A 25,866-nucleotide genomic window follows, 5' to 3' on the forward strand; every position below is an offset into this window, starting at 1 on the left:
ACTTGACGCTAACAGATGATCGTTGGCGAGGTTACTCGTCTGGCGTTAGGATAGTTGGACCACTATTTTCGGCTAACTCTGGATAATCGAGCGTGTAGTGCAAACCGCGGCTCTCTTTACGTTGCATAGCACAACGCACCATCAACTCTGCCACTTGCAGTAAGTTACGCAGCTCAAGCAGGTTATTTGAAACGCGGAAATGACTATAGTATTCGTGGGTTTCTTGTTGCAGTAATTGAATGCGGCGTAGTGCTCGCTCTAAGCGCTTATCTGTGCGGACAATCCCCATGTAATCCCACATAAATAGGCGCAGTTCATGCCAGTTATGTTGGATTACGACCTCTTCATCAGAGTTATTGACCTTACTTTCATCCCAACCGGGTAAGCTTGGTGGGAGCTGAGCCGTTGGTAATCCTTTTAAAATATCCTTTGCCGCTGACCAAGCATAAACGACACATTCTAATAGCGAGTTCGACGCCATTCGGTTAGCACCGTGCAAACCGGTGTAGCTAACTTCGCCGATCGCATACAGGTTATGCAGATCCGTTTTACCTTGTTTATTGACAATAACGCCACCACAAGTGTAGTGCGCCGCAGGAACAATCGGAATCGGCTCTTTGGTCATATCAATGCCCAAATCCATCAAGCGTGTATAAATGGTTGGGAAATGTTTTTCAATAAAATCGGCCGGTTTGTGGCTGATGTCCAGATACATACAATCAGCACCTAAACGCTTCATCTCATAGTCGATGGCGCGAGCCACGATATCACGAGGAGCCAGTTCGGCACGTCCATCAAAATCGAGCATGAATCGTGAACCGTCTGGGCGTCTTAAAAAAGCGCCTTCTCCACGTAGTGCTTCTGTCAGTAGGAAATTACGTGCTTCAGGGTGGAAAAGACAAGTTGGATGGAATTGATTGAACTCAAGGTTCGCCACTCGGCATCCTGCACGCCACGCCATTGCGATACCATCACCTGAGGAAACATCAGGGTTAGAGGTATATTGATACACTTTTGAGGCGCCGCCCGTGGCTAAAACGACAAACTTAGCGCGGATCGTTTCAACGTGTTCCTCATTGCGGTTCCAAATATAAGCGCCAACCACTCTTTTTTTATCACCACCGATTTTATCTTCGGTGATTAAATCCAGTGCATTGTGACGTTCAAGGATAGTAATGTTGGGGTGATTATGAACATTATCTTGCAAGGAGGTTTGCATTGCCATGCCAGTGGCGTCAGCCGCGTGCAATATGCGGCGATGACTATGGCCGCCTTCACGAGTTAAGTGATAGCGAGGTGCTTCATCACTGTCATTTTCTTCTCTGTCAAAAGGAACGCCGCCATCGATAAGCCACTGAACACACTCTTTAGCATGCTCGGCGATGAAACGGACAGTATCCTCTTCACAGATCCCTGCGCCCGCAATTTGAGTGTCTTCGACGTGTGACTCAATACTGTCTGATTCGTCAAAAACAGCGGCAATACCTCCCTGAGCGTAATAAGTGGCACCTTCACTGCGTGGTCCCTTACTCAGTACAATGACTTTACTGTGTTTTGCTACGCGTAGTGCGAGCGATAAACCCGCTGCGCCACTGCCTACGACTAATACATCGCATAGATGTTCACGGTTTGCGTTCATAAAACTTTTAAATTCCCGAACTAGAGTAGAGTTGTCCAACTCTCATTTTAAATATGCATTGCATGTATCTATACTCTTGAAGTGATTCAGCCGCAAGGTTTATCCACTAACGGTATCGCTATGGCTTCAAGCCAATAGCAGTAGAGAAAGATTTGATGCAATACTTTGTAAATGCCATTGTCTTTCGTCTTATCGACCCTCACTATATTGGGGATCCCCTATAGTGAAATTAGATCACATTTATTGAATAATGCTTGGCAAATATTTTTAGACAGAATGGAACTTTCTATTCTCCCTTGAGTCACAATAGTGCTCATGTAAGCGGTGGTGTCAATACTACATTTTGCATAATGAATGCCCATATCTGAGAAGGTAAGGGGAATAACAATAGGAGTACAGGCTCGAATGAACGAGCAACTGACCGATCAAGTATTGATTGAGCGAGTTCAGAGTGGAGATAAGCAAGCGTTTAACCTTTTGGTTTTAAGGTACCAAAATAAAGTCTGCAACCTTATTTCTCGGTATGTGAGCAATTCCGGAGATGTAGCCGATGTCGCACAAGAAGCGTTCATCAAAGCGTATCGGGCTATCCCAAGTTTTCGCGGAGAGAGTGCCTTTTACACTTGGCTATACCGTATTGCTGTTAATACCGCTAAGAATCACATTGTAGCCCAAAGTCGTAGACCGCCCGCTAGCGATGTTGATGCTGAAGATGCTGAATATTACGAAAGTGGCAACGCATTAAAAGAAATATCGAACCCTGAGAACATTACGTTGTCGAAAGAATTGCAGCGGGTCGTTTTTGGTGCGATAGAAGCGTTGCCTGAAGATTTGAAAACTGCGATGACCTTGCGTGAACTGGATGGTTTAAGTTACGAGGAAATAGCAGAAGTCATGGATTGTCCTGTAGGAACGGTGCGTTCTCGCATCTTCCGTGCTCGTGAAGCGGTAGAAAAGAAGATTAAACCTCTTTTATAGCGCTCAAACCGGTAACGAAAATGGTGAATAAATAATGGCTGACAAAGAAAGACTTTCAGCACTCATGGATGGGGAAATGGTCGATAAAGCGCTCATTCAAGAATTAGAGCTCGACCAAGAAAGTTTGCAAACGTGGAAAAATTACCATTTGGTTGGTGATGTGATGCGTGGAGATGCCCCAGTCCGAGCTGAGTGGGATATTGCACAGAGCGTCGCGTTAGCATTGGATGACGAACCCGCACACAGTCGTTTACAATCTGCTTCGGTTATTGATTTTCGTGATACAAGCCGTGAGTCTCAGCCGACGCCAGCTCAAGCTCGTCGGCAGTTACCGGCTTGGCTTTCCCAATTTGGCCAGGTTGCGGTTGCTGCGTGTGTGTCGTTTGTGGTGATTTTAGGTGTTCAACAATACGGTGGCCGTGATTCAGGAGTGAATCAAAACGACCAATTACCCGTACTGCAAACCATTCCGTTGGCTGGCAGCGCAGAGCCAGTGAGCTTAACGCGTGATTCAGTAGAGCGCCAAACCAGCGAAAGCCGCGTGCAAGAACAACGTCGCCGCGTAAACGCATTATTGCAAGACTACGAGCTGCAACTTCGCCTGAACAGTGAAAGTGCAAGCCCAAATAACGATGTACTTGAATCGGTAGTTGAATGAATAAATTCCTGATCAGTGCACTGGCGCTGTTCAGTTTGAACTCTACATTAGCCTTTGCAGAAGACCAACCTGCAGAGGCTTTGTTGCTTCAAATGAACGAGGCCAGTCAGCATTTAAATTATGAGCTGTCTTACATTCTGATTAAGAAAAACAGCATCGATCCACTGCTGTATCGTCATGCAAGTCAAGGCGATCAGCAATTTGCGCATCTCGTTTATCTCAGCGGCCCGATCCGTGAAGTGATTCGCCGTGGCAATGAAGTGAGTTACATTGAACCTGGGGTAGAACCGTTCACCATTGAGTCAAGCACTATGGTTGCGCCGATGATTCCGATGCTAACCAGCAATGTCACTGAATTAGGCCGTTACTACGATTTCGTCAAAGTTGGCCGTGCACGTGAAGCGGGCACGGCTTGCCAAGTGGTGCGAGTGGTGCCGAAAGATGGCTTACGCTATTCCTATATTTTGTGGGTAGATGAGACCAGTAACTTGCCATTGCGAGCTGATTTAGTCGATCGCGACGGCGAGGTGCTTGAGCAATATCGCACTATCTCTTACGCCATTAGCGACAAATTAGCGCAGGCGATGCAAGGGCTAAATGACGTTGAGTTACCCGAGGTATTAACGTTACCGAAAGGCAACCTTACGGAAAGTTTTTGGCAAGTGAGTTGGAAACCTGAAGGCTTTGAACCCAAAGAGCTTAACCGTTATCGTATGGCGATTACTGAGCGTTTGGTAGAGAGCCAGATGTTCAGTGATGGGCTATTTAGTTTTTCTGTCTATATTTCCGATAGTGACAACCATTCGCTGAAAGGCCAACTGGTTCGTCAAGGCCGCCGTACCTTGCATAGTGTGGTGAAAGGAAACAATGAAATCTCAGTGGTCGGTGATATTCCACCGGCAACGGCGCAGCGCATTGCTCAATCGGTGACGTTTGTCCAGCCTGCGGCGCCCTCAACAGAGGCAACCAAACCATGATGACGGCGTTAGCAACAGTCACCGCTGTTCAACCTGATGCTAAAGGGTTTCACGTTGAACTCAGTTGTCAGCAGCAGACAAGTTGCAGCAGTTGTTCGTCCTCCAAAAGCTGTGGTACTGGGATCGTATCGAAAGCGATTGGTAACAAAGCGCTGTTATGGCAACTCGATACGAAAAAACCAGTGAAGCAAGGCCAGACGGTTGAAATCGGTTTCCCCGAAAAAAGCTTGCTTCAATCGGCAGCCTTAGTGTATTTGGTGCCGCTTTTTATGATGATGTTCGGCGCTTGGCTGGGTGAGAGCCTCTTGGCCCCTTGGCTCGGTTTAGGTGAGGGCATCGTGATCATCACGGCCGCTGTTTTTATCGCGCTGGGGATCGGAATTGCCAAACGTTGTTCTGTGGTTCTTGAAAAACGATCGCAGCAAGAGGTGGTTTTGGTCCGAGTCCTTGGTGAACCTATCGCCTAATTTATGATGCGAACCCTACCGAAATTGGGTAGAATCGGCCAACTTTATGGAAACGCCGCTTGATGTGGCTTTCTTATGTCCCTTTTTTCAAGAGTTTAGTCATCCCAAATCTATGAAGCACATTCGTAACTTTTCGATTATCGCCCACATCGACCATGGTAAGTCGACCCTATCTGACCGTTTGATCCAAGTTTGTGGTGGATTAAGTGATCGTGAAATGGAATCTCAAGTTCTAGACTCTATGGACCTTGAGCGTGAGCGTGGCATCACCATCAAAGCACAGAGTGTGACGCTCGATTACAAAGCAAACGATGGCGAGACATACCAGCTCAACTTTATCGATACTCCTGGACACGTTGACTTTTCTTATGAAGTTTCCCGTTCTTTAGCCGCCTGTGAAGGTGCTCTATTGGTGGTGGATGCCGGTCAAGGCGTTGAAGCGCAAACATTGGCTAACTGTTATACCGCCATTGAAATGGACCTTGAAGTTGTCCCAATCCTAAATAAGATTGATTTGCCAGCCGCAGAGCCTGAACGCGTAGCGGAAGAAATTGAAGATATCGTCGGCATCGATGCTATTGACGCAGTGCGCTGCTCTGCGAAAACAGGCCTTGGCGTGGATGAAGTGCTAGAAAAAATCGTTTCTGGTATTCCGGCTCCTGAGGGCGATCCTGCTGCGCCGCTGCAAGCGTTAATCATCGATTCTTGGTTTGATAACTACTTAGGTGTTGTCTCTTTAGTGCGAGTGAAAAATGGTGCGCTGAAGAAAAATGACAAGATTAAAGTGATGAGCACAGGCCAAACTTGGGGTATTGACCGTTTAGGTATTTTTACGCCAAAACAAGTCGACAAAACCATGTTGAACACTGGTGAAGTGGGCTGGGTGGTTTGTGGTATTAAAGACATTCTCGGCGCTCCTGTAGGTGATACTCTGACCAGCGCGAAAGATCCGTGTGAAAAAGCATTGCCAGGCTTTAAAAAAGTGAAACCGCAGGTGTATGCGGGGCTTTTCCCTGTCTCTTCTGATGATTACGAAAACTTTCGTGATGCGTTAGGTAAACTGAGCCTAAACGATGCCTCGTTATTCTATGAGCCAGAAAGTTCGGCCGCCCTTGGTTTTGGTTTCCGTTGTGGTTTCTTGGGTATGCTCCACATGGAGATTATTCAAGAGCGTTTAGAGCGCGAATACGATCTTGACCTTATCACCACTGCGCCAACGGTAGTCTATGAAGTGAAGAAGACCGATGGCACGATGCTTTATGTTGATAGCCCTGCTAAATTGCCTGCGGTGAACGACATTGAAGAGATTCGTGAACCGATTGCGCGTTGTAACATTTTGACCCCTTCTGAATATTTGGGTAACGTCATTATGTTGTGCGTTGAAAAACGTGGCGTGCAGGTTGATATGGTCTATCACGGTAACCAAGTAGCCTTGACTTATGATGTGCCGATGGCCGAAGTGGTGCTTGATTTCTTTGACCGCTTGAAGTCAACTTCTCGTGGTTATGCATCACTTGATTATGGTTTCCAACGCTTTGAAGCTTCAAGCATGGTCCGTGTGGATATCTTGCTAAATGGTGACAAAGTGGATGCGCTAGCCATCATCACTCACAAAGACAATTCGCAAACGCGTGGTCGTCAAGTGGTTGAGAAAATGAAAGAGTTTATCCCTCGCCAAATGTTTGATATCGCGATTCAAGCGGCGATCGGTAACCACATTATTGCTCGTTCAACCGTGAAGCAGCTGCGTAAAAACGTACTGGCGAAATGTTACGGTGGTGATATTAGCCGTAAGAAAAAACTGCTTAAGAAGCAGAAAGAAGGTAAGAAGCGCATGAAGCAAATTGGTAATGTTGAGTTGCCACAAGAAGCCTTCCTTGCCATTTTGCACGTAGGTAAAGATTAAGCATTGCTTTGGCTTTCTTATGCATGCAGCAGTCACCATTTAAGTGAAAGAGTTTCGGCTCTTTCACTTTCGTATTTTTAGATAAGGGAACTCCATGGCGAATACATTTTCACTCATCTTGGTGATCGTCACATTAGTGACTGGCATAGTTTGGGTGCTGGAGAAGTTGGTGTGGGCGAAAAAACGTCAACAGAAGATGGCCGCTATTGAAGCGCAAACCAACGGCTTGGATGGCAAACTCAGCGCCAAAATTTCCGCGCAACCTTGGTGGATTGAAAACAGTGTTTCCATCTTTCCTGTGATTGCTTTTGTGCTGGTGCTACGCTCTTTTGTGTACGAACCTTTTCAGATTCCATCTGGCTCAATGATGCCAACGTTGCTGGTGGGCGATTTCATCTTAGTTGAGAAATACGCTTACGGTTTGAAAGACCCCGTATGGCGTACTCAACTGGTCGAAACTGGTAAACCAGAGCGTGGTGATGTCGTGGTCTTTAAATACCCGCCGCAACCAAGCATTGACTACATCAAGCGCGTGGTCGGCATGCCGGGCGACACCGTTCGTTATAGCAGCAACAAAGAGATTTGTATTCAAGCTCAAGGTTCAACAGAATGTAAACAGGTCAAACTGTCCAATGTTGAAGAGAGTGAGTTCAACCAAAATGACATCCCTTTAATTCAAGTGAATGAAAAGTTAGGTCAGGTTGAACACCAGATTTTGATCAATCCATTGCGTCGTGATCGTGTTGATGCTTATCAACCACGCCATGGCGTTAATGAATGGGTTGTTCCTCAAGGTCAGTATTTTGTGATGGGTGATAACCGTGACAACAGTGCTGATAGCCGTTACTGGGGCTTTGTTCCAGAAGCAAACTTAGTCGGTAAAGCGGTCGGTATTTGGATAAGTTTTGAGTTTGAACGTGGTGCCGATAGCGTTTTACCTTCGTGGATCCCAACTGGTGTGCGTTTTAACCGCATTGGTGGCATTAACTAGGCTAGCTTTGGCTAGCCATCACTACATCGAGAGAGCATGAATTCTCCAATTAGTAAATTAGAAACTAAACTCGGTTATTCATTTAATGATCCCGAGTTTATTTCCTTAGCACTGACACATCGCAGTGCAAATGGTAAGCACAATGAACGTCTTGAGTTTCTGGGCGATTCAATTTTAAGTTTTGTCATCGCTGATGAGCTGTACCACCGTTTCCCTAAAATTAACGAAGGGGATATGAGTCGTATGCGCGCTACGCTTGTGCGTGGTCACACATTGGCTGAACTGGGCAGAGAATTTTGCCTAGGAGATTACTTAAAATTAGGTCCAGGTGAGTTGAAAAGTGGTGGTTTCCGCCGTGATTCAATCCTTGCTGATGCCGTAGAAGCCATCATTGGTGCGATTTATTTAGACAGCGATACTGAAGTAGTACGGCGTATTATTTTGAGCTGGTATCAAGAGCGCCTTGACGCCATTGAGCCGGGCGTATCGCAAAAAGACCCAAAAACTCGCCTACAAGAGTTTCTGCAAGGTAGAAGAAAGCAACTGCCTATCTACACAGTGACTAATATTAAAGGTGAAGCACACAACCAAGAATTTACGGTATCGTGTGATGTAGCAGGAATGGGAACGCCTGTAATTGGTAAAGGCACCAGTCGTCGTAAAGCTGAACAATCGGCGGCTGAAATTGCACTAGAGCAACTGACAAATGGCTGATAACGAATTTGATTTGGATGCGTACTTCGCATCAAACACCAACAGCAATGAAGCAACTCCGGAAAGTGGTGAGCAGCACTGTGGTTTTATCGCCATTGTGGGTCGCCCCAATGTCGGGAAATCAACCCTGCTGAATAACTTACTGGGACAAAAGATATCCATCACATCGCGCAAGCCTCAAACCACTCGTCACCGCATTATGGGTGTCGATACAGAGGGACCGTACCAAGCGATTTACGTTGATACTCCGGGGTTACACATCGAAGAAAAGCGTGCGATTAACCGCTTGATGAACCGTGCGGCAAGTAGTTCACTCAGTGATGTTAACTTAGTGCTGTTCTTAGTCGATGGCACTCAGTGGACCGCCGATGATGAAATGGTGCTCAACAAGTTACGCAATGCTAATTTCCCTGTAGTGTTGTGTGTCAATAAAGTCGATAACGTGAAAGATCGTAACGATGTAATGATGCATATGCTAGAGCTATCGAAGAAAATGGAATTTGTTGATGTCGTGCCGATTGCGGCAAAACATGGCAAAAACGTCGATGTATTGCGTAAACATGTGCGTGAGCATTTACCTCAAGCCACGCATCACTTCCCTGAAGAGTATGTGACTGATCGCTCGCAGCGCTTCATGGCTTCCGAGATTGTGCGTGAAAAACTGATGCGCTTTACTGGTGAAGAGCTGCCGTATTCAGTAACCGTTGAAATTGAACGTTTTGACTATAACCCTGAAACCGATGGTTTTCATATCAACGCGTTGATCCTCGTTGAACGCAGCGGCCAGAAAAAAATGGTGATCGGCAAAGGTGGTGAAAAAATCAAAACCATCGGCCGTGAAGCGCGTTTAGACATGGAAGAGTTGTTTGGTCGCAAGGTTTACCTAGAAACTTGGGTGAAAGTGAAATCCGGGTGGGCAGATGATGAACGTGCCCTTCGTAGCCTTGGTTATATTGACGATCTATAACCTCTATTCGAGGTGGGCGAGAACATCGCTCACCTTTGAGTGCTGATATGTCAGACGGTTTACAGCGCTGTTTTGTCCTTCATCGACGTCCTTATAGCGAGTCGAGCCTAATCCTTGATGTGTTTAGCGAGGAGTATGGCCGCGTCACCTTAATGTCCAAAGGCGCACGCAGTAAACGATCAAACTTAAAAGGTGCACTGCAACCTTTTACCCCCTTATTGCTCAAATGGTCAGGCAACGGTTCAATGAAAACCTTGCGCCAAGCTGAACCGATTAGCCTTGGCTTACCGCTCAGTGGTATTCATCTCTATTCTGCCATGTACGTCAATGAGCTGATTGGCCGCGTGCTTGCGCAAGAAGTGCCTTGCCCAGGTCTGTTCCATGATTATCTGCATGCACTCACCGAGTTGGCTCAGTGTGAAAATCCAGAACCAGCACTGCGCCGTTTTGAACTCGCGTTGCTAGCTTCAATGGGTTATGGCGTTGATTTCTTGCATTGCGCCGGAACGGGAGAAGCCATCGATCCTCGCATGACTTATCGCTATCGCGAGCAAAAAGGTTTTATCGCATCTGTTAGGCGCGATAACCTCACGTTTATGGGCGATGAGTTGATTGCCATTAGTGAGCGGCGCTTTGTCAGTAAAGAGCAGCTTCAAGCGGCAAAACGCTTTACACGCATAGCGTTAAAGCCGTATCTTGGCGGCAAACCTTTAAAAAGCAGGGAGCTTTTCCTGCCCATGTCTAGTTTTTCCAGAGTACGGAGTATAGGAAAATGAGCGCAATTTACTTAGGCGTTAATATCGATCACATCGCCACGTTACGAAATGCCCGCGGTACTAAATACCCAGATCCCGTGCATGCTGCTGAAATGGCAGAGCGTGCCGGAGCTGATGGCATTACCATTCACCTACGTGAAGACCGACGCCATATCAAGGATCGCGATGTGCGTATTTTACGCGAGACGTTGCAAACTCGAATGAACCTCGAGATGGCCGTTACCGACGAAATGATTGATATTGCTCTGCAAACCCAACCTGAATTTGTGTGTTTAGTGCCTGAAAAGCGTGAAGAACTAACGACGGAAGGTGGGCTGGACGTATTAGGACAGCTTGACAAAGTGAAAGCGGCAACCGAAAAACTGACCGCTGCAGGCATCAAAGTCTCTCTGTTTATTGATGCTGATCGTGAGCAGATTAACGCGGCTAAAACTTGCGGTGCACCGTTTATTGAATTGCATACTGGTCATTACGCCGATGCAACAACCGAAGCGGATCAGCAAGATGAGTTAAAGAAAATTGCGGCGGCTGCGAGCTATGCGAGTGATTTGGGTATTACGGTGAACGCTGGTCACGGCTTGACTTACCACAACGTAGCTGCCATTGCTGCATTGCCTGAGATTTACGAACTCAACATTGGTCACTCGATTATCGGGCGTGCTGTATTTGATGGTTTGGAAAAATCGGTCGCCGATATGAAAGCCATCATGCAAGCGGCTCGCAAATAAGGTCTACCGATGGCGATTATCGGCTTAGGGACTGATATTGCGGAAATTGAACGCATAGAAAAAGCATTGTCACGCAGTGGCGATGCTTTTGCCGAGCGGGTGCTAACCCAAGATGAATTGGCGGTGTTCCATTCGCTCAAGAAAAAAGGGCGCTATTTAGCGAAACGTTTTGCCGCTAAAGAAGCGGCATCTAAAGCGCTTGGTACGGGTATTGCGCATGGCGTTAGCTTTCAGGATTTTACCGTCACCAACGACGCCAACGGAAAACCCGTGCTAATACTATCAGGTAAGGCTAAGCAGTTGGCTGCCACAGCCAGTGTGAATCACATTCACCTAACCATTTCTGATGAGCGTCATTATGCGGTGGCGACGGTGATTTTAGAGTCTTAATCTGTCAATCTTCTCTGCTTGCTGACAAGCAAATACTGCTGAGCGGCAAGCCCCTTTTTTCATTCGGTTAAATTGTCTCTTGGGTTAAATTGCTCATTCGCTTAAATACGGTTTAGCGGTGGCGATTACTTTGTCCATCTCATCTTGTAATTCAAATAACTCTGGTTCGACATCGCTGATGGATTTGCCTGAGCGCAATGCCTGTTCGAGCGCCGCGCACACTTTTTTCAAGCGGGGGACGCCACTGTATGAGCAACTGCCGTGCAGTTTATGAATATGGTGCAGTAGATCTTGAGTAGAGTATTCATCATCTTCCAACGCCATACTGACGACTTGGCTCACCTGTGGAATCGAATCAACTAGCATCTGTAGCAGCTCTTTGGCCAAATCTTCCTTGTTGGCTGATTGTTTGAGTGCATTTTGCCAGTCAATGATAATGGTGTGATTAGGCTGCTCAGCTTCCTGTGACGGCGACGGTATAACTTGTTCTGTGAGTTGTAATTTCTCCAACTGTTTACGGTTGGCGTAGGGGTTCCAGTGTGCTAACACTTGCTGCAAGATGTGCTCTTCAATCGGCTTAGTGAGGTAATCATCCATTCCTTCTTTCAGCAGACGATCGCGCTCTCCGATCATTGCATGAGCCGTTACCGCAATCACGGGCGTTTGGTGATTGAGTACCGTTTTCTTAATTTCCTGGCAAGCGGTGACCCCATCCATCTGTGGCATTTGGATGTCCATCAAAATCATATCAAATTTCTGGCGGCTTGCTTGTTCGACCGCTTCTTGGCCATTCGTACAAGCGATGACGGTTTCAACACGTTCTTGCAGCAGGGCCATGATCAGTTTGAGGTTGGCAGGGTTATCATCCACCGCCATTACTTTCAGGGGCAGTGTATCGAGTGTGATCGGTAGATCTTGAATGGCAGGCTGTACCGGTTGGTGCGCGATTAACAGTTGCAGCAATTTTTTACGCGACAGTGGCTTGGTAATACATTGCACTGGATGATGCTGCATTAAATAATCGGATAGTGCGAGCTCGGTACTTGGTGTACCGATAATCACGTTGTCGGCAAGCTGAATAGCCTTTGTGACCCACTGCTCAACCAAATCTAAATCAGTCTCTCTACTTGGGGCTAAATTGAGTAATACATAATCGAAGCGATCCGTCTCTTCTGGCATCACCGCTCGATATGTGACGCTCAACCCTGCCTGCACCAACATTTGCTGGATGATGGAGGCGGCTTGCATATTGGGTTCAACGAGCAACAGCTGTTTATTGCTCAAAATATGTGGATCAAGCCAGTCGCTCATCGGCATTTCAGTGGTATTAAGACGCAGCGTAAACCAGAAGGTGGAACCTTGGTGAAGACGGCTGGTGAGGCTAATTTCACCGCCCATGTGGCTGACCAATTTCTGAGTAATAACCAAACCAAGTCCAGTACCGCCGTAGCGACGAGAAATACTGGCATCGGCTTGGCTAAAGGCTTGGAACAGTTGTGCTTGTTGGCGCTCTGAAATACCAATGCCGGTGTCGCGCACCATAAATTGCAGCTCAACCACATTGTCGCGTTGTGAGCGCAATTCAACACTGATGTCGATGTTGCCACGTTCGGTGAACTTAATCGAGTTACCGACCAGGTTGGTCAACACTTGTTGGATACGAAGTGGGTCACCGACCAAGCCTGCTGGGATTTTTTGATCCACTTTAAGAGTAATTTCCAATCCTTTTTCATGAGCACTGGTCGCTTGGAGGTTAACCACCTCTTCCAAACTTTCTTGAAACTCGAACGGAATATTTTCCAGCGCTAACTTACCGGCTTCTAGCTTGGAGAAATCCAAAATGTCATTGATGATGTTCAATAAGTTATTGGCCGATTTTTCAATGGTTTGTAAGTAATCTGCTTGGCTATTCGTCAACTGGGTTTTGAGCATTTGGCGGGTGAAGCCAATGACACCGTTAAGCGGCGTGCGCAACTCATGGGACATGTTGGCAAGAAATTCTGATTTTATGCGCGCGGCTTCTTGGGCGCGTTTTTTGGCAATGTCCAATTCAACGTTTTGGATTTCCAACTGCTCTAAGGTTTCTCGCAAATCCGAGGTGGCTTGGTCGATACTGTGCTGCATTTCGACGTGATATTCCGATAGCGATACCGCCATCGCGTTGATCCCTTTTTTGAGCGAATCTAACTCACCGTGCATTTTGCCTTCGATCCGCACATCAAGGTGGCCGCGACGAATTCTATCCACCATGTTTTTCATGTGTGAGATAGGGCGAGTCACATCGTGCAGGAGTCGGAATGCGAACATCCCTGATAAACCGAGCCCAAGCGCAAGCACTAAAAAGGCGGAAAAGACCTCTTGATACTGTTGTAAACGCAATGAAGAGAGATCCAACTCTATCGCGATATAGCCGAGCGCAGGCGTTGATGTATTGGCATTTATGCCTTCGGTTAGACGGTTTTCAGCCAAAATTGGCGTGCGCAGTATTAAAGTGTTCTCGGTGAGATTTGAGCTGCTTAAAATCGGAATGGGTTTCTCTTTTGGATAAGTTAAGCTTTCAAAGTTAGGGTGGAAGTTCGAGGTGACAAACAGTTCGTGGTTGGCGTCAAACACCGCAATACTACGGACAAATTTAGAGTTCTTCCGATGCGCGTAGCTGATAATTCGGCGCACCGACTCACGGCTTTGGTTTTTTAAGGCGTCTTCACTAGCAATGGCCAAGGGCTCAATGATGCTTGCCCCCGCATTGATCACCTGTTTTTCCAGATCATGGTAGCGATTGAATGAGAAAAAAGCACTGAGCAACAAGCCGATAATTAAGGTTGGAGCTAAGGTTAAAGTAATAACGCGCGCGCGTAAGCCATATCTGGTCATTATTGTCTAAACATCGTGGTGTGGATATGGGAAAATAGCCCGCAATTTGATGAGCAAGCCTGTACGAAAATCGTTTAATTGACGGCTAGCTTAATCAAGTCGAGTAAGTTCGACAATCATCCCCGCACTAAATAGTGACGCTAGGGCAAAAAACATCGATTTAATTTTACTTAGGCACAGAGCATGGCACGTTTTTTCCAACCGAAAAAGAAAGCGCAATTAGAAACAAAACATCAAACGGTATTGATTGAACGTCTTGATCATCAAGGTTCTGGTATCGCTTATCAACATAATAAACTGCTTTTTGTTGATGGCGCGCTGCCCGGTGAGCAAGTGCTGATGCAGCTAACTGAAAGCAAAAATAAATACTCTCGCGGTCAGTTGATTAAAGTCTTAACGGCCAGTGAACAACGCGTGACGCCATTTTGTCGCCATTACGGTCAATGTGGTGGTTGCGATCTGCAGCATTTAGAGCACAGTGCGCAGGTGGCGCACAAAGAGCAAACACTCTCGCAATTGATGAGTAAATTCGCCGGACAAACGTTGGCATTGAGCCCCGCAATAAGTTGCGCCGATAAAGGCTATCGCCGCCGCGCCCGCATCAGCGTGTTGTGGGACAAAAAGCAGCAACAGCTGCAATTTGGCTTTCGCAAAAAGCAGAGCAAGCAAATCGTTAACGTGACGGACTGCCCAGTGCTAGAACCACAACTCAACACGCTACTTACACCTATCCAAGCGCTGTTAACGCAATTTAAATCTCAGCAAGCGATTGGCCATGTTGAATTGGTGCTGGGTGATCAAGGCGCGGTGATGGTGTTGCGCCATCTTCAGCCGCTGCCAAGTGAAGATCACGCGGCGCTGCTGGCGTTTGCTCAGCAGCAGCATCTCACTTTGTATGTGATGCCAGAAAGCGATCAGCTCGAACGTCTTCACGGAGAGATGGCAAGCTACCGCGAAACCGGATCAGTTATCGAATTTTTGCCCTCCAACTTTATTCAAGTCAATCGCCAAATAAACCAAAAAATGGTGGCTCAAGCATTGGAATGGTTAGCCTTGACTGAGAATGACCGAGTGTTGGACCTATTTTGTGGCGTAGGGAACTTTAGTTTGCCGATGGCCCAATATGCTCAATCGGTGGTGGGCATTGAAGGTGTGGATGAGATGGTTGAGCAAGCGACACAAAACGCGCAGCGCAATCAAATCGACAATATCACGTTCTACCAAGCAAATTTGGAACAAGATATGTCAACGCAAGCGTGGGCAAAGCAAAAATTTGCTAAAGTACTACTCGACCCAGCGCGAGCCGGGGCGGCAGGCATTGTCGACCAATTGGCTAAACTCGGCGCTCAGCGCGTGGTGTACGTTTCTTGTAACCCGGCGACACTGGCAAGAGACAGTCAAAGTTTACTCAGCCAAGGTTATAAGTTGGTAAAACTTGGCATGTTGGATATGTTTCCACACACCAGTCATTTAGAATCGATGGCGCTATTTGTAAAAAGTCGGTAGACAGAGAACTAACTCAGTCGAAGTTAGTCGAATACCACAAACTATAAAACTAGGACGAATCAGATGGTTGCGGTACGAAGCGCACACTTGAATCCAGACGAACAGTTTGAGCTAGATAAATGGATTGCGAGTTTACATCAAGATAAAAGCACAGCTTCTAAACTGACGGACGTATATCGTCAGTGTGAAACGTTATTAGAAGGTCAGGCCAAAGGACCGCTACTGCTGTGGCGCGGCCGTGAAATGATCGAAATCCTGATCACCTTATCGATGGATCGCGCCACTTTAGTCGCGGCTCAGCTCTTTCCTATCGTCAGTAGTGGGCTTTTTGACCGTGAAGTATTAGAAGAGACCTATGGTAAAGGCATAGTGAAGCTGATTGATGGTGTCGAAGAGATGGCGGCACTTGGTCAGTTAAACGTCACCTTGCAAGGCAGTGAAGCTTCAGAGCAGGTGGATAACGTTCGCCGCATGCTGCTTGCGATGGTAGATGATTTTCGTTGCGTGGTGATCAAATTAGCGGAGCGCATTTGTAATTTACGTGAAGTAAAAGATGAACCTGACGAAATTCGCCGTGTGGCGGCCAAAGAGTGCGCCAATATCTATGCCCCTTTAGCAAACCGCTTGGGCATTGGTCAGCTCAAATGGGAAATTGAAGATTACGCATTTCGCTACCAGCAGTCCGATACCTACAAACAAATTGCTAAGCAGCTTTCCGAGCGCCGCATCGTGCGTGAACAATATATTCACGATTTTGTCGAAGATCTGCGCGCCGAGATGAAGCTTTCTCATATCAATGCTGAAGTGAGTGGCCGTCCGAAACACATCTATAGCATCTGGCGCAAAATGCAGAAGAAAGGGTTGGCTTTCGATGAACTGTTTGATGTGCGTGCGGTTCGCATTATTGCTGATCAACTGCAAGACTGTTACGCCGCCTTGGGCGTTGTTCATACCAAATACAAACACCTGCCTAGCGAATTTGATGATTACGTTGCGAATCCGAAACCGAATGGCTATCAATCCATTCATACGGTGATTTTAGGGCCAGAAGGCAAAACCATCGAAATTCAAATTCGTACTAAGCAGATGCATGAAGAGTCTGAACTTGGGGTTGCTGCGCACTGGAAATATAAAGAGGGCGCAACGGTTGCCCGCAGCGGTTACGATGAGAAAATTACTTGGTTGCGTAAGCTTCTTGATTGGCAAGAAGAGATGTCTGATTCGGGTGAGATGATCGACGAGCTGCGTAGCCAGGTGTTTGATGATCGCGTTTACGCCTTTACACCTCGTGGTGATGTGGTTGATTTACCCATGGGAGCCACGCCGCTTGATTTTGCCTACCATATTCACTCTGAAGTGGGGCATCGCTGTATCGGTGCCAAAGTCGCGGGTCGTATTGTTCCATTTACTCATAAATTATCTATGGGTGATCAAGTCGAAATCATCACTCAAAAAGAGCCGAATCCTTCGCGTGATTGGCTAAATCCAGCAACGGGGTTTGTTCATTCAGGCCGTGCGCGCGCCAAGATTAACGCCTGGTTCCGTAAACAAGGCCGCGAGAAAAACCTTGAAGCCGGACGAGAGATCCTCGAATCAGAATTAGCCAAAATCGGTGCCACGTTAAAAGATGCCGATAAATATGCGCTCAAACGTTTTAACGTCAATACGCCTGACGAGCTGTACGTCGGCATTGGCAGTGGTGATCTGCGAATCAACCAAATTGTTAATCACATCAATGCGTTGGTGAATAAGCCGACCGCTGAGCAAGAAGATCAACAAGCACTGCAAAAATTGCAAGATGCGCAAACTCGTCCAGCTCAGCCACATCGAGCGCACAAAGATGCCGTTGTAGTGGAAGGGGTAGATAACCTCATGACACACCTAGCGCGCTGTTGCCAACCTATCCCAGGTGATGAGATCAAAGGTTACATTACTCAAGGGCGTGGTATTTCAGTCCATCGCAGTGACTGTGAACAGCTAGAAGAGCTGAGCCATCACGCACCTGAACGCATCATTGATACCGTTTGGGGGCGCGGGTTTGTTGGAACCTATATTTTGACTTTGCGCGTTGAAGCGATGGAGCGAGGTGGGTTACTCAAAGACATCACCACCCTGCTTGCGAATGAGAAAGTGAAAGTCATCAGCATGAAAAGTCGTAGCGACTACAAAAGACAGTTGATCATCATGGATTTTGATCTTGAAGTGAGCAACATCGAAGCGCTGTCACGAGTATCAATGCGAGTAGAGCAGATCAAAGATGTCATGTTGGTGAAACGCCTAGGCTAAATTTCATATCACAGTAACACTCTTATTGGCGTGAATCGCAATTAAATCGCGACGCAAGCGCCTTGGGTTTTCAAAGGCGAGTGGCAATGACTGCTCGCTTTTTTATTTTAAATATTGATGTAAGGAGCGGATAAATGAGCCACCCAATCGAACAACTGGAACAGATCATGGCACAGTTGCGTGACCCAAAAACAGGTTGTCCTTGGGATATCAAGCAAACTTTTGACACGGTTGTTCCTTACACAATCGAAGAGACCTATGAAGTGATGGAAGCGATCTACAACCAAGATTGGCCTAATCTCAAAGAAGAATTAGGTGACTTGCTGTTTCAAGTTATTTTTTATAGTCAAATGGCGAAAGAGCAAGGGTTGTTTGATTTCTCGCAAGTTGTTGAAACGGTGAATGAAAAACTTACGCGCCGCCATCCTCATGTTTTTTCGGGTGCCAAGTTTGAGGATGAAGCGCAAATCAACGCCAATTGGGAAGCTGAAAAAGCCAAAGAAAAGGTACAATCAGGAAAAAAAGATCAAAGTATTCTAGACTCAATACCACACGCTTTCCCGTCTCTTTTACGTGCTACAAAGATTCAAAAAAAGTGTGCCCAATATGGCTTTGATTGGGATTCTATCGGCCCAGTGGTTGATAAAGTCCAAGAAGAGATCGAAGAAGTCATGGAAGAGGCGTTGCAAATTAACCCTGATCCGGTTCGAGTAGAGGATGAAATGGGCGATCTATTATTTGCCACCGTTAACTTTGCTCGGCACTTAAAAATTGATCCAGAAGTGGCGTTAAATAAAGCAAATCGAAAGTTTTCACGTCGATTTAAAGGTATTGAAATGCTGGTGGCACGTCAGCACAAAACCTTGACCGATTTTTCTCTCGAAGAATTGGATGCGATGTGGAATGAAGTGAAGCGCTTGGAGTCGAAGTAATACCCTGTGTTGGCAATCCACAATAAAACCCACCCATTGAGACAAATTTGACTCATTTGAGTGGTGTGATAAGCCATATCAAGCGGTGCTCTTTGATTTGAAGCAAAAAATAAAAAATGACAGTGTGATAGATTTCACGTTGTAGCGAATAAGGGCTTCTGGTATATTTTTATCCCGTCCAGAAGAAATCCATTTCCCTCATTCAACCAATTTCAGGTTAAACATGACGACAAATTACATTTTTGTTACTGGCGGGGTTGTATCCTCTCTAGGTAAAGGTATTGCGGCAGCATCTCTTGCGGCGATTTTAGAAGCTCGTGGTCTTAAAGTGACTATGATGAAGCTTGACCCTTACATCAACGTTGACCCAGGCACAATGAGCCCAACTCAACATGGTGAAGTGTTTGTCACGGAAGATGGCGCTGAAACTGACCTTGACCTTGGTCACTACGAACGTTTTATTCGTACCAAAATGACCAAGCGCAATAACTTTACTGCTGGTCGTGTTTATGCCGATGTATTGCGTAAAGAGCGCCGTGGTGACTACCTAGGTGCAACGATTCAGGTTATTCCACACATCACTAATGCGATTAAAGATCGCGTTATCGCAGGCTCTGAAGGTCACGATGTCGCTATCGTTGAAGTGGGCGGAACCGTTGGTGATATCGAGTCATTGCCATTTATGGAAGCGATTCGTCAGCTTGCGATTGAAGTGGGCCGTGAACACGCGATGTTTATGCACCTGACTTTAGTTCCTTACCTTGCCGCTGCTGGTGAAGTGAAAACCAAACCGACTCAACATTCAGTTAAAGAGCTGCTTTCTATCGGCATTCAGCCTGATATTTTGGTTTGTCGTAGCGATCGCGTTATCCCAGCGAACGAACGTAAGAAAATTGCTTTGTTCTGTAACGTGCCTGAAAAAGCCGTTATCTCGATGAAAGATGTTGATTCTATCTACAAGATCCCTCAACTGATCAAAGCTCAAGGTTTGGATGATATCGTTTGTAACCGTTTTGGTATTAAAGCACCGGAAGCGGATCTTTCTGAATGGGAACAAGTGATTTACGAAGAGGCTAACCCAACCGCTGAAGTGGTGATCGGGATGGTCGGTAAATACATTGAATTGCCTGATGCTTACAAATCGGTTAACGAAGCACTGAAACACGCAGGTTTGAAAAACCGTTTGAGCGTGAAAATCAAATACATCGATTCTCAAGACGTTGAAACCAAAGGTGCGGAAGTGCTGACTGGTTTGGACGCAATCCTAGTACCTGGCGGTTTTGGTGATCGCGGTATCGAAGGCAAAATTCTTGCTGCGCAATATGCCCGCGAAAATAAAGTTCCTTACCTAGGGATTTGTCTAGGTATGCAAGTGGCGCTGATCGAATACGCACGTAATGTTGCGGGTATGAAAGGTGCGCATTCAACAGAATTTAACAAAGAGACTCAATACCCTGTGGTAGGCTTGATCACTGAATGGGTAGATGACGAAGGTAACGTAGAAGAGCGTACTGAAAAGTCTGATCTTGGTGGTACTATGCGCCTTGGTTCGCAGCTATGCCACTTAGAGAAAGGCACCAAAGCGTATGAGCTTTACGGTAGTGCAACCATTCATGAACGTCATCGTCACCGTTATGAAGTTAATAATAAACTTCGTCCGCAGATCGAAAAAGCCGGCTTGAAAGTATCAGGTCTGTCTGCTGATAAGAAGCTAGTTGAAGTGATTGAGAACCCTGCTCACCCATGGTTTGTAGCAGCTCAGTTCCACCCAGAATTCACGTCAACCCCTCGTGATGGTCACCCACTATTTGCAGGCTTTATTAAAGCGGCAGGTGAGTTCCAACGCGGTGAATCAGAGAAGTAACAAGGATACGGGCAGTTGCAATTGTTGTGCTGCTGCCCTTTATAGTTTTGACATTTAAATTCAACGAGAGGAAACATTAATGTCTAAGATCGTTAAAGTTCTAGGTCGCGAAATCATCGACTCACGTGGTAACCCAACAGTAGAAGCTGAAGTTCACCTAGAAGGCGGTTTCGTAGGTATGGCAGCTGCGCCATCTGGTGCATCTACTGGTTCTCGCGAAGCTCTTGAGCTACGTGACGGTGACAAATCACGTTTCCTAGGTAAAGGTGTTCTTAAAGCGATTGCAGCTGTAAACGGCCCAATTGCTGATGCTCTAGTTGGTAAAGATGCTAAAGATCAAGCAGCTATCGACCAAGTGATGATCGACCTTGATGGTACTGAAAACAAATCTAACTTCGGTGCGAACGCAATCCTAGCAGTTTCTCTAGCGAACGCAAAAGCGGCTGCGGCTGCGAAAGGCATGCCTCTATACGAGCACATTGCTGAGCTAAATGGTACTGCTGGCCAATTCTCTATGCCTCTACCAATGATGAACATCATCAACGGTGGCGAGCACGCAGATAACAACGTAGACATCCAAGAGTTTATGATCCAGCCTGTTGGCGCAAAAACTCTTAAAGAAGCAGTACGTATGGGTGCAGAAGTATTCCATAACCTAGCTAAAGTTCTGAAGTCTAAAGGCTACAACACTGCTGTTGGTGACGAAGGTGGTTTCGCTCCTAACCTAAAATCTAACGCTGAAGCGTTAGAAGTTATTGCTGAAGCGGTTGCAGCGGCTGGCTACGTGCTAGGCAAAGACATCACTCTAGCGATGGACTGTGCAGCATCTGAGTTCTTCGACAAAGACGCTGGCATCTACAACATGAAAGGTGAAGGCAAAACGTTCACTTCAGAAGAGTTCAACCACTACCTAGCGGGCCTTGTTGAGCAATTCCCAATCGTTTCTATCGAAGACGGTTTGGACGAGTCTGATTGGACTGGTTTCAAACACCAAACTGAACTTCTAGGCGACAAAATTCAGCTAGTGGGTGACGATCTATTCGTTACTAACACTAAGATCCTTAAAGAAGGTATTGAGAAAGGTATCGTTAACTCAATCCTTATCAAGTTCAACCAAATCGGTTCTCTAACTGAGACTCTAGCTGCAATTAAGATGGCTAAAGATGCTGGTTACACAGCGGTAATCTCTCACCGTTCTGGCGAAACTGAAGATGCAACTATCGCTGATCTAGCGGTAGGTACAGCTGCAGGTCAAATCAAAACGGGTTCTATGAGCCGTTCTGACCGTGTTGCTAAGTACAACCAACTAATCCGTATTGAAGAAGCGCTAGCTGGCCGTGCTCCTTTCAACGGTCTTAAAGAAGTGAAAGGCCAAGCTTAATCCCACGGGATACAGCTTAGCATCATTACTTTAAAGAACGCCCTGCAATGCAGGGCGTTTTGTTTTTTCTGCTATCGCAACTCGCATTTTGAATTGCGAGTTAAGAAGGGAAAGATTTACACCGCGCTAATCGCTGCGATCCGTCGTTTATCCAGCTCTTCTTTGATCGCTTTCCCTTGAAAACCATCACAGATCACCTGTTGTACATCGACACTCAGTGCGGCTTGATAGGCTTTGAGAAAAATATCGCGTTGCGGATAAGGGGTCTCTTCGCAACCTAATCGACCCGCATGATCGGCCTGACAACAAAGTAAAACGTCCAGCAAGCGCTCAGGCTTGCGCCATGCATCGAGTTTATCGAGTATTTTGAGTTTGGTGCTGGGTTTTAATTCTGCCGCTCGATGAATATTGGAGTGCTGCTCGCAGACGAGTAGTGCCAACTCTTTACACTCATTTGGAATACGCACCCGCTCGCACAAGGCTTTAATGATGTTAATTCCTGTGTGACAGTGCATTTTATGGCTGGGCCATTCGCTTTTAGGTGTGACTCCTTTGCCTAAGTCATGCACTTGCGCTGCAAAACGAACCGCTATCGATGAAGAGAGCTTCGCCGCTTGCGCTGCAACCATCAAGGTGTGTACTCCGGTATCAATTTCAGGATGCCATTTTTCCGGTTGAGGAACACCAAACAGGCGATCCAGTTCGGGTAATACCACTTTAAGTGCACCGCATTCATATAAAACAGAAAGAAATATTTCTGGATGCTGAGTGGCCAGTGATTTCTGCCACTCTTGCCATACGCGCTCGGCGGTTAAGTGTTGCAACTCACCTGATTGCGTTATTTGTTTCATCAGTGCCATGGTTTCATCGGCAATGGTAAAATCTAAATGTGCGAATTTGGCCGCAAAACGAGCCACGCGAAGGACGCGTAGTGGATCTTCGATAAAGGCATCAGAAACATGGCGCAGTAGGCGATTGTGCAGATCGCGCTGGCCGCCATAGGGGTCAATAAGCTTACCAGCGTTATCTTGTGCGATGGCGTTAATAGTCAGATCGCGGCGGGCGAGATCTTCTTCCAAAGTCACATCGGGTGCGTAGTAGCAGGCAAAGCCTGTGTAGCCAGCGCCAGTTTTGCGCTCAGTGCGAGCAAGGGCATACTCTTGTTTCGTTTTCGGGTGAAGAAATACGGGAAAATCTTTTCCTACAGGAGTAAAACCAGTGGCCAGCATTTGCTCTGGGCTGCTGCCTACTACAACCCAATCTTTGTCATAGATATCAATATGGAGCAACTGATCGCGTACCGCGCCCCCAACTAAGTATACTTGCACCGGATTACCTTAAATATGCTGAAACGCCATTGGCGATTGATGTTAGTAATGGTACTTTTCATCACAGTGAAATGATAGAGACGAGAGAATGTATAAGGAATTTTTTGGATTTACCGAGCCGCCATTTTCAATTGTACCGAGCTCTCGTTACCTATTTTTGAGCCATCGTCATCGTGAAGCGATGCAACATTTACAAGCAGGGCTGGGTGATGGTGGTGGTTTTGCGCTATTAACTGGCGAAGTGGGGACTGGCAAAACAACCATCGCAAGAGCGATGCTTGCGGCACTCGATGATAGTACTCAGGCGGGGTTTATTTTAAATCCAACTTTTTCGAACATCGAGTTGCTTGAAGCGATTTGTGATGAGTTTGCGCTGTCTTACCCACCTTCAGGGAGTTTAAAAGCGCTTAGCCAAGTAATTTATCATCATTTACTGCATAACCACGCGCAAGGGAAACAGACGCTATTAGTGATAGATGAAGCGCAGCATCTGGCCGCCGATGTACTGGAACAGTTGCGACTACTGACTAACCTTGAAACGGAGAGCCGTAAGTTACTTAAGGTTTTACTGATTGGTCAGCCCGAGTTACAACAAAAATTGCAATTACCTCAATTACGCCAACTTGCGCAACGTATTACCGGTCGTTATCACTTGCTGCCTCTCAATGTTCAAGAGACAGAGCAGTACATCCACTTTCGTTTAGCGTTAGCTGGCGGTCACAAGGATTGGTTTGATCAGAAAAGTATCAAATGGATAGCAGAACAGACCCACGGTATTCCGCGTTTAATTAACTTAGTGTGCGATGCGAGTTTCAAGTTAGCCTATCAGCAGGGCGTGAAAGCGCTCTCATTTGAATTAGTGCGTACCGCGGGTCAAGAGGTCATGAATTTTCAGTCCTCGGTCTATCAGTCGCCTCATGCTCGCCTCGTACCGTCTTCAATATCGTATCGCTCTCCTCTCATTGCGGGCTTAGTGTTAGCTGTGTTCATGGCGTGGTTTAGCCCGCCATGGATTGATCGCATGATGCGCTTTGCGTTGCCTTCCCCTGAATTACCTAAACCGATCACTCAAGTGGTGATCAGTGCTCAATTGGAACAAGATCTAGAACGCTCGAAGGCATTGGAAGCGGCCATTAGCGATCTTTATAAAGTTTGGGGTTACAGTGCATCTTTGGCCGATAGTTTTTGTGATGTTCAAGCACAAGGACGCTTTCAATGTCAGCGTATGCAGGGTGATTTCAACCAATTAAAGCAGTTAAATTTGCCAGTGGTGCTTACTTTAGCTGCGGAGCAAACACAAGCTTATGCGGTGCTGTACCAGATCAATGCTGAGCAGGTGCAATTGTTAATGGCAGGAAAGCATGTGCAAATTAACCAAAGTCAGCTCAATGACGTATGGACAGGAGAATATCACTACATTTGGCAGCACGATTTACTCCGAACGTTGAAACAGGGCATGCAAGGAGATGATGTTGAACTGCTTGACCAAAAATTGTCTCAGTTACTTGGAGAGCAAGCCACAGGGCATCAACAATTTGATGGTGAGGTAAAGCGCAAAGTAGCGTTTTTCCAGCGCTGGCAGAAAATGGACAGCGATGGTATTGCTGGGGCTCGCACGATCAGTCGGCTTGAGCTATTGACTCAACACAACGCACCTCGTCTTCTCATTACTAAGGAGCAAGGATAATGTCGCAAGTGCTTAAAGCATTAGAGCAATCAGAGCTTAGCCACCAGAGCAAAAGCTTACCTCACTCTTCTCATGTGGCAGTGTTTAATCAATCCTTGCCATCTTCATGGTGCTCGAAATCATCGCTTACCGTGTTGTTTGCTCCATCGTTACTCTGTTGCGGTTATCTTGTTTATCATTCATACCAAGCTCGAATCGATGAGCTAGAACAATTGAAGCACAATGCGCCACAAGTTGTGCAACAAGAGGGGGCTTACCAAGTTCTGGAATACCCTGACTTTGGTGAGTTACAAACCAATACACCACGAGTGAAAACACTTACCGAGACAAGCTCTACGCAGCCACTTACTCCTTTACATGATACTCAGTTGACGACTCGTGAGCCGCGAGATAAAAACGCAGATCAGGAGTTTGGCCTTAATGATCTCGACTTAAGTCAATTATCCCCGGAATTGGTACAACGAGTCGAGTTGGCGATTCAAGGCAAAGATCAAGTCGTACTTGTAGGAGACACGTCAAAAGATCATCTTCTGCTCACAGAACATCTTGATACCTTTTCAGGACGTATCCCAGCGCTGAATTTCCAGACTCACGTTTATTCAAGTCGCACAGATAAACGATGGGTAAAAATTAATGGCGTAGAGCGAAAGGTAGGCGATGATGTGGTGAATGGCGTGCAATTAGTCGAGATCAATCCGCAATCAACCTTGATACGTTTCGATGGTGAATTGATTGAAATCCCAGCTCTTTATGATTGGAAAGGATAAAAAAACGGTCACCTTTCTCTGGTGACCGTTTTTCAAGTGATAGATCCAGT

21 protein-coding genes are annotated in these 25,866 nt (G+C 46.4%); 18 read left to right on the plus strand and 3 right to left on the minus strand.

Annotation, left to right across the window (positions count from 1 at the left end; all coding sequences use genetic code 11):
* Positions 1–31 precede the first annotated feature (31 nt).
* Positions 32–1,639, minus strand: coding sequence for an L-aspartate oxidase (gene nadB / locus AACV32_RS02550; RefSeq protein ID WP_170895607.1), 1,608 nt, complete (start codon positions 1,637–1,639; stop codon positions 32–34).
* Between the two features lie 405 nt (positions 1,640–2,044).
* On the opposite strand from nadB, the gene rpoE reads away from it, so the two are divergent.
* The 11 genes from rpoE (at position 2,045) to acpS (ending at position 11,191) form a co-directional block, all read left to right on the plus strand.
* Positions 2,045–2,617: an RNA polymerase sigma factor RpoE gene (gene rpoE / locus AACV32_RS02555; RefSeq protein WP_026027282.1), complete on the plus strand. Its 573-nt coding sequence runs from the start codon at positions 2,045–2,047 to the stop codon at positions 2,615–2,617.
* A gap of 34 nt (positions 2,618–2,651) precedes the next feature.
* The gene (locus AACV32_RS02560) at positions 2,652–3,275 is read left to right on the plus strand and encodes a sigma-E factor negative regulatory protein (RefSeq protein ID WP_170895608.1); all 624 of its coding nucleotides are present in this window, start codon (positions 2,652–2,654) and stop codon (positions 3,273–3,275) included.
* Complete coding sequence (gene rseB / locus AACV32_RS02565; RefSeq protein WP_170895609.1) at positions 3,272–4,252, plus strand: sigma-E factor regulatory protein RseB; 981 nt, start codon at positions 3,272–3,274, stop codon at positions 4,250–4,252. The genes AACV32_RS02560 and rseB overlap by 4 nt, the downstream gene beginning before the upstream one ends.
* Positions 4,249–4,719 (plus strand): SoxR reducing system RseC family protein, encoded by a 471-nt coding sequence (locus AACV32_RS02570; RefSeq protein WP_017046485.1) that lies wholly within the window; start codon positions 4,249–4,251, stop codon positions 4,717–4,719. Before rseB ends, AACV32_RS02570 begins: the two co-directional genes overlap by 4 nt.
* Positions 4,720–4,831: 112 nt before the next feature.
* The gene (lepA, locus tag AACV32_RS02575; RefSeq protein WP_026027281.1) at positions 4,832–6,625 is read left to right on the plus strand and encodes a translation elongation factor 4; all 1,794 of its coding nucleotides are present in this window, start codon (positions 4,832–4,834) and stop codon (positions 6,623–6,625) included.
* Positions 6,626–6,719: 94 nt separating this feature from the next.
* Positions 6,720–7,616, plus strand: a complete 897-nt coding sequence (gene lepB / locus AACV32_RS02580) for a signal peptidase I (protein ID WP_170895610.1) — start codon at positions 6,720–6,722, stop codon at positions 7,614–7,616.
* 36 nt (positions 7,617–7,652) lie between these two features.
* A complete protein-coding gene (gene rnc / locus AACV32_RS02585) occupies positions 7,653–8,330 on the plus strand; it encodes a ribonuclease III (protein ID WP_010319803.1) in 678 nt (225 codons plus the stop codon).
* Positions 8,323–9,297, plus strand: coding sequence for a GTPase Era (gene era, locus AACV32_RS02590; RefSeq protein ID WP_010319802.1), 975 nt, complete (start codon positions 8,323–8,325; stop codon positions 9,295–9,297). Before rnc ends, era begins: the two co-directional genes overlap by 8 nt.
* Before the next feature lie 47 nt (positions 9,298–9,344).
* A complete protein-coding gene (gene recO, locus AACV32_RS02595) occupies positions 9,345–10,073 on the plus strand; it encodes a DNA repair protein RecO (RefSeq protein WP_026027280.1) in 729 nt (242 codons plus the stop codon).
* Positions 10,070–10,801, plus strand: a complete 732-nt coding sequence (gene pdxJ / locus AACV32_RS02600; RefSeq protein ID WP_013856034.1) for a pyridoxine 5'-phosphate synthase — start codon at positions 10,070–10,072, stop codon at positions 10,799–10,801. The genes recO and pdxJ overlap by 4 nt, the downstream gene beginning before the upstream one ends.
* 9 nt (positions 10,802–10,810) lie before the next feature.
* A complete protein-coding gene (acpS, locus tag AACV32_RS02605) occupies positions 10,811–11,191 on the plus strand; it encodes a holo-ACP synthase (protein WP_017047439.1) in 381 nt (126 codons plus the stop codon).
* A 93-nt stretch (positions 11,192–11,284) separates the two neighbouring features.
* On the opposite strand, the gene barA is transcribed toward acpS, so the two are convergent.
* On the minus strand, positions 11,285–14,065 hold the full coding sequence (barA, locus tag AACV32_RS02610) for a two-component sensor histidine kinase BarA (RefSeq protein WP_017050472.1): 2,781 nt from the start codon (positions 14,063–14,065) through the stop codon (positions 11,285–11,287).
* A 183-nt stretch (positions 14,066–14,248) separates the two neighbouring features.
* Between barA and rlmD the strand changes: the two genes are divergently transcribed.
* The 5 genes from rlmD (at position 14,249) to eno (ending at position 22,034) form a co-directional block, all read left to right on the plus strand.
* Complete coding sequence (rlmD, locus tag AACV32_RS02615) at positions 14,249–15,571, plus strand: 23S rRNA (uracil(1939)-C(5))-methyltransferase RlmD (RefSeq protein ID WP_170895611.1); 1,323 nt, start codon at positions 14,249–14,251, stop codon at positions 15,569–15,571.
* 63 nt (positions 15,572–15,634) lie between these two features.
* Entirely contained in the window at positions 15,635–17,857 is a 2,223-nt protein-coding gene (gene relA / locus AACV32_RS02620) for a GTP diphosphokinase (RefSeq protein ID WP_010319794.1), read from the plus strand.
* A 134-nt stretch (positions 17,858–17,991) separates the two neighbouring features.
* Positions 17,992–18,789 carry a nucleoside triphosphate pyrophosphohydrolase gene (gene mazG, locus AACV32_RS02625; RefSeq protein ID WP_170895612.1) on the plus strand — a complete coding sequence of 266 codons (798 nt, stop codon included), beginning with the start codon at positions 17,992–17,994 and terminating at the stop codon, positions 18,787–18,789.
* Positions 18,790–19,012: 223 nt separating this feature from the next.
* Entirely contained in the window at positions 19,013–20,653 is a 1,641-nt protein-coding gene (locus AACV32_RS02630) for a CTP synthase (protein ID WP_013856040.1), read from the plus strand.
* A 79-nt stretch (positions 20,654–20,732) separates the two neighbouring features.
* Positions 20,733–22,034, plus strand: a complete 1,302-nt coding sequence (eno, locus tag AACV32_RS02635) for a phosphopyruvate hydratase (RefSeq protein WP_013856041.1) — start codon at positions 20,733–20,735, stop codon at positions 22,032–22,034.
* A 116-nt stretch (positions 22,035–22,150) separates the two neighbouring features.
* Here the strand turns inward: eno and AACV32_RS02640 are convergent, their stop codons facing one another.
* Complete coding sequence (locus AACV32_RS02640; RefSeq protein WP_170895613.1) at positions 22,151–23,362, minus strand: multifunctional CCA addition/repair protein; 1,212 nt, start codon at positions 23,360–23,362, stop codon at positions 22,151–22,153.
* A gap of 88 nt (positions 23,363–23,450) precedes the next feature.
* On the opposite strand from AACV32_RS02640, the gene AACV32_RS02645 reads away from it, so the two are divergent.
* Both AACV32_RS02645 and AACV32_RS02650 read left to right on the plus strand, forming a co-directional pair.
* Positions 23,451–25,049, plus strand: coding sequence for an ExeA family protein (locus tag AACV32_RS02645; RefSeq protein WP_170895614.1), 1,599 nt, complete (start codon positions 23,451–23,453; stop codon positions 25,047–25,049).
* Positions 25,049–25,816 (plus strand): general secretion pathway protein GspB, encoded by a 768-nt coding sequence (locus tag AACV32_RS02650; protein WP_170895615.1) that lies wholly within the window; start codon positions 25,049–25,051, stop codon positions 25,814–25,816. Before AACV32_RS02645 ends, AACV32_RS02650 begins: the two co-directional genes overlap by 1 nt.
* Positions 25,817–25,866: the final 50 nt, after the last annotated feature.

It is taken from the genome of Vibrio sp. B7, from assembly GCF_963888765.1.
Taxonomy (GTDB): Bacteria; Pseudomonadota; Gammaproteobacteria; order Enterobacterales; family Vibrionaceae; genus Vibrio; species Vibrio anguillarum.